This window comes from Bartonella sp. AS69XJJH (assembly GCF_042195585.1).
Taxonomy (GTDB): domain Bacteria; phylum Pseudomonadota; class Alphaproteobacteria; order Rhizobiales; family Rhizobiaceae; genus Bartonella.
On sequence record NZ_JBHIOO010000043.1, the window covers coordinates 1 to 5,256 of the forward strand.

7 protein-coding genes are annotated in these 5,256 nt (G+C 36.9%); 6 read left to right on the plus strand and 1 reads right to left on the minus strand.

What is annotated here, in order from left to right; genetic code table 11:
- Positions 1-301 precede the first annotated feature (301 nt).
- Positions 302-622 carry a helix-turn-helix domain-containing protein gene (locus ACFIK6_RS09015; protein WP_375612651.1) on the minus strand — a complete coding sequence of 107 codons (321 nt, stop codon included), beginning with the start codon at positions 620-622 and terminating at the stop codon, positions 302-304.
- A 102-nt stretch (positions 623-724) separates the two neighbouring features.
- On the opposite strand from ACFIK6_RS09015, the gene ACFIK6_RS09020 reads away from it, so the two are divergent.
- The 6 genes from ACFIK6_RS09020 to ACFIK6_RS09045 all read left to right on the plus strand — a co-directional run.
- On the plus strand, positions 725-1,054 hold the full coding sequence (locus ACFIK6_RS09020) for a hypothetical protein (protein WP_375642636.1): 330 nt from the start codon (positions 725-727) through the stop codon (positions 1,052-1,054).
- A 670-nt stretch (positions 1,055-1,724) separates the two neighbouring features.
- Positions 1,725-2,060, plus strand: a complete 336-nt coding sequence (locus ACFIK6_RS09025) for a dATP/dGTP diphosphohydrolase domain-containing protein (RefSeq protein ID WP_375642637.1) — start codon at positions 1,725-1,727, stop codon at positions 2,058-2,060.
- 11 nt (positions 2,061-2,071) lie between these two features.
- Positions 2,072-2,401: a hypothetical protein gene (locus ACFIK6_RS09030; protein ID WP_375642635.1), complete on the plus strand. Its 330-nt coding sequence runs from the start codon at positions 2,072-2,074 to the stop codon at positions 2,399-2,401.
- Between the two features lie 55 nt (positions 2,402-2,456).
- Positions 2,457-2,888 (plus strand): hypothetical protein, encoded by a 432-nt coding sequence (locus ACFIK6_RS09035; RefSeq protein WP_375677570.1) that lies wholly within the window; start codon positions 2,457-2,459, stop codon positions 2,886-2,888.
- A gap of 295 nt (positions 2,889-3,183) precedes the next feature.
- Positions 3,184-3,954: a hypothetical protein gene (locus ACFIK6_RS09040; protein ID WP_375642633.1), complete on the plus strand. Its 771-nt coding sequence runs from the start codon at positions 3,184-3,186 to the stop codon at positions 3,952-3,954.
- A 364-nt stretch (positions 3,955-4,318) separates the two neighbouring features.
- On the plus strand, positions 4,319-5,256 hold a 938-nt coding region (locus ACFIK6_RS09045), incomplete at its 3' end, for a DnaB-like helicase C-terminal domain-containing protein (RefSeq protein ID WP_375642632.1).

Below are 5,256 nucleotides of genomic sequence, written 5' to 3' on the forward strand. Positions count from 1 at the left end.
GCTCTTCATTTTCGCACATCACTAAGAGAATTTCATCAGAATTTATAAACACTGGTTTTTTCACAAATGCCTCCATAGAGCCTATTGGCAAAAGTTATTTTCTAAGATATGGAGTAATTAATACGTTTTTCGTAACGATGTGTCAATAGGTAAAATACGAAAAACGTATTTTTATTTTTATAAATCTATTCGATTTTGTTTATTATCATTAATGTTAATGAGGTGCTTATGATAGAAAATATAAAAGAAAAGCAGCTATCCATCATGCTAAATAAATTAACCGAATGTGAAAAAAAAGCTTTTATGAATTTCTTGCTGCGAGCAGAGATTTTAAAAGATCCTCGACAATCTTCTTTTCAGAATCATTCGCTTGTGAATATAAGTAAAGAAAATCATCAGAGTAAGGTCCAGAAATAGGTGAAGAATCTTTAAAAAACTCCATAATTTTAACTAATTCATCTGCCTTAATATCTCTCATTTCCCTATTTGTATTAAGATTAATCATATTGGATATAGCTGGTCTTCTTATACCAAGATGGGCGGCAAGCTTGGCTTGGCTCCCTCGTCCCATTTTATCAAGCTCTTTTTTTATCCAAATTTTTAGCTCTTTTTGCCTAATCATAATTAAGTTTATTCCTTATTTTTAAAGTCCTTACAATACAAAAAATATAATGATACGTTTTTCGTATTGACTAAATATTTTTGATATCGTATTTTTATCGCTATGATAAAAACATATACGAAAACCGCAAAACTCATAATTGAGTATCTAGGTGGGTATAAAAAAGTTGCTAATATCGTTAATCGCAATGTTATTGTAATTAGAAAATGGGCTTACCCTTTTGAAAAGCGAGAGGGTAAAGGCGGAATTATACCAGCTAAATATCAAGTGATGCTCTTAAACTACGCCCGTGAGCATGGGATAGATTTACGTCCAGAAGATTTTTTTTATCCGGAGCGCTTGCAGAGATTAATGCAAGAGCAACACCCCCCAATTACGAAAATTTGCAAAAGTTCCAGCGTTGATAGCGCGGGTGAGACTTTGCAGCATTAAGGAGATGATGATGGCTGTAGAAAAGAAATATGAGTTCACACGCCAAGGAGTAACGCTTTATCCTGATGAGAATAATTCACATGGTATTGTAATGCTTCGTCGCATACGGGCACTGAGAGACTTTGGAAACGTTAAAAAAGGTGATTTTGGTGGTTTTATAGAACATGAAGGTAATCTATCACATGAAGGGGATTGTTGGGTAGATGATTCGGATAATTCCTTTAGCCGTGGATATGTTTTTGGTAATGCTCGTGTTTTTGGAGATGCCCGTGTTGGTGGCATGGCACGTGTTTTTGGGCATGCACAAGTATACGGTTGTGCAGATGTTTTCGGTGATGCGTATATTTATGATCATGCAAAGATTTACGGTAATAGCAAGGTTTATCATTCTCGCGTTTACGGTGAAGCACAAATTTATGAGAATGCTTTTGTTAGAGGTCAAGCAGAAGTTTATGGGAATTCTCGCATTTTTGGGAATGCTGAAATTTATACAAAAGCACGTGTGTACGGGAATGCCAAGGTATATGAACATGCACATGTTTTCAATCAATCTAAAGTTTATGACAATGCGTTAGTTCACGGGCATGCAAAAATTAGAGAGCAAGCTAAGATTTATGGCAATGCAGATGTTTGTGACTATGAAGATTTTCGCGATAATGAAGAAGTTTACATGCGTAAACACGTTTCACAGAACGCAAATGAAGCGCATAAGAATGATGATGGCAAGTCACGGGTAGAGCTTATACCGCCTTTAGCACTGATGGAAATCGGTCGTGTTTTAGAGTTTGGAGCAAAGAAATACGGAGCAAACAACTGGCGTAATGGCATGGATTGGAGCCGGTTTCACGGTGCTGCTTTGCGTCATTTATTAGCATGGTTTGGTGGAGAACATAAGGATGCTGAGAGTGATTTATCACACTTGGCACATGCGGCTTGTTGCATTCTTTTTTTAATGGAATGCGAAGCACAACAGATTGGTCATGATAACCGCCCTCATAAAAATTAAAGGAGATAAAGATGAGTTGGAATGAGATTTTATGGATAGCAGTGGTTTCAGTTTTGCTCTTAAGCGGAGTGATGTTTCGTATTGCATTGCATTATCGCGACCAAGTTAAAGCACTTAAAGAGCAGGTTAATAATCTTAAGAAAGAAATGAGAGAGAAGGAGTTTAGGTATTTAAAGGAAACCAAGCAGACAATTGATGAATGTGATGCGGATCTTGAAGAACGTGACAAGCTAATTGAAGCACTGAAGCAATTGACAGAAAGGCACCGTACAGAGCGATTTAAAGATTTTGTGATAAAAACCACATTGAAATTAAAAACGCTTCTGTACAGTCCATTTTGAGGCAAATAAACCCATTGGTAAAGTTATGGATTTAAGTAAGGGGATATTAAACCAGATGTTTTTAAAAAAACGTAAACAAAAAGGGCAAAAAAGATTTGTAGCAACGGCGGTCGGTCATGCACCATGGGGATTAGGGGTAGCTGAGTATTTTTACAACCTTTACGAATATGATGATGGTATGAGGGAATATGAGGAATTCGATGGTGGTCAGTATCATGAGATACCTAACAAAGTTGATTACAGTACAAAGGCTCAAGTGAAAGCGTGGGTTTATGGGGGTGATTTGCCAAGAAGCGTTTTGAGTTATGAGGCGTTGATAGATGAGGTGAATAGGGAAATCAAACAACGTACAAATGGTGATCAGTTGATTTGTGAGATAACGAATGATTGTGAGAGAGGTTATCCATTATCAAGTGAAGAGATAGACAGAGAGCTAGAAAAAGCGCTTGATATTCAATTAGGTAAATATCAAAATGAAAAAAAGTGAAAAAAATAAAAAATACGTATTGACTTTAAAGAAAGGTTCGTTTAGAAAGGTCGACAAGTGCTTAACAACACTAAATCACAAGCGGATAAACCACGATAAGGTTTTTCCCATTTCTTAAAAATACTGGCTGTCTTTTATGCTATGATTAGCGTATAACGATTTTGTCGGGTGTGGTTACACCATACAAGACTCTTTATGAGAAAAGTGTAACGACGGACTTGTGACCGTGTTTGTTAGCACCCGACGCCCTTATGGGGTGTTAATAACAAACCCAATAATCACAAGGATTACTAGTATGAATGCTACAGTTAAAAATCAAAAAACATCTCCAAAATATGAACTTACTAATGAAAACCGCGTTGTTAACGGTGTGACTTTACACCGCATTAAAGCTTTAAAAGACTTTGCTGATGTTAAGGCGGGCGATCTAGGTGGTTTTATTGAAAGTGAAAGCAATCTCTCTCATGATGGCAATTGCTGGGTCTATGATGATGCTATGGTTATTCAAGCAAGCGTTTCCGAAAATGCCAAAATACGCAATAATGCCTGCGTTGTGAATTGGGCTAGGGTTTATGGTAATGCCGTGATTAGTGATAAGGCATGGGTTTTGAGTGATAAGGCACATGTTTATGACAATGCAGTCATTAATGGCAATGCAAAAATTGGCGGCTATGTTTTTGGCAATGCCGTTGTGAGTGATAATGCCGTTATTACAGAGGGGGCTCTTATTTACGATAATGCCCGTGTTTATGAAAATGCGTATGTGAGTGGGCTTGTGTTTAATGATGCCCATGTCTATGGGAAATCACGCCTTGCTGCGTGGTCAAAAGCTTATGGAAATGCACATGTTTTTGATAAAGCTATAGTTTATGATGGTAGCAATATTTATGACAATGCCAAGGTTTCTGGCTCGGCGCGTGTTGGTCCCTGTGCAAAAATTCACGATAATGCTCATGTGAGTGGCAAGGCACAAATTTGTCAATTTACAACAATTTATGGCAATGCTGTGCTTAAAGAAAATAAGAAATTTTCTGAAGATATTTGTGGTGATGATAAAGCAGCGTAAATAACGGGGCGGGGGGCTGCTTTATAGCAAAAAAGAAAGCCGCGTTTTAATCAACGCGGCTTTTATATTCACAGGAGGTATATACATTTCACACTAAACACATATCACACAAAACGTGTAAAAACGCAAGCCTTAATACAAAAAAGCCGCATCAAAATGAATTGATACGGCTTTCATGATCAAAACAACTAGCGACCCAAATAAACGATTAAAATAACCAACCGAAATATAAGAGAACATCTCTTTATTGCACAAAACGTATCAAAACACAAGCTGTTAAATAAAATAAAAATGGGATTCACACTGTAGATTCAGTGATTTATAATTATCATTTATCAAATCAATTTAAATCATAATGAATAAAATGAACGCTGTTAAATTACCTTCTTTTCAAACAGAAGAACAATCTTCTTTTCGTCAACCACCCCATAATATTGAGGCAGAGAAAGCTTTGCTTGGTGCTATCATTATCAATAATGATGCTCTTGATAGCGTTTCTGATTTTTTAAAAGCAGAGCATTTTTTTGAACCGTTGCATCAGAAGCTGTTTGATATCATTTCAAAAATTATCCAAAATGGAAAAGTTGCAGATCCCATTACTATTAAGCCTTTTGTTGACAATGATGAGAAAATTGCAGACATCACTGTATATAATTACGTGGTGCGTTTAGCTACAGAGGCAGTCACAATCATTAATACTAAAGATTATGGAAGCGTCATTTATGATTTGTTTATCCGCCGCTCTTTAATTAATCTTGGCACTCAAGTTGTGAATAGAGCTTATGATGCTTCTGTAGAACTTACAACATCACAACAAATTGAAACTGTTGAAAATCAGTTGTTTGAATTGGCAGAAAAAGGCAAATATGGGGGTGGGTTTGAAAACTTTAATACAGCCATTACCAAAGCACTTAACATGGCAAGTGCTGCGAAAAAGCGTTCTTCAAAGCTCTCAGGGATCGCTACCCATATCAAAACTCTTGATGAGAAAATGGGGGGATTACAAGCATCTGACTTAATTATCCTTGCGGGGCGCCCTGGGATGGGGAAAACCTCTCTAGCTACCAATATTGCTTTTAATATTGCCAATGCTTGCAAGCGTCATGATAACAGCCAAGAAAATGAAGGGGGCATTGTAGGTTTCTTCTCACTTGAAATGTCATCTGAACAGCTTGCAACTCGCATTATCTCAGAACAAATAAAGGTTTCTTCTTCTGATATGCGTCGTGGTAATATCTCAGAAGAGCAATTTGCAAAAATTATTCACGCAATGCGTTCCTTACAAACAATCCCTCTTTATAT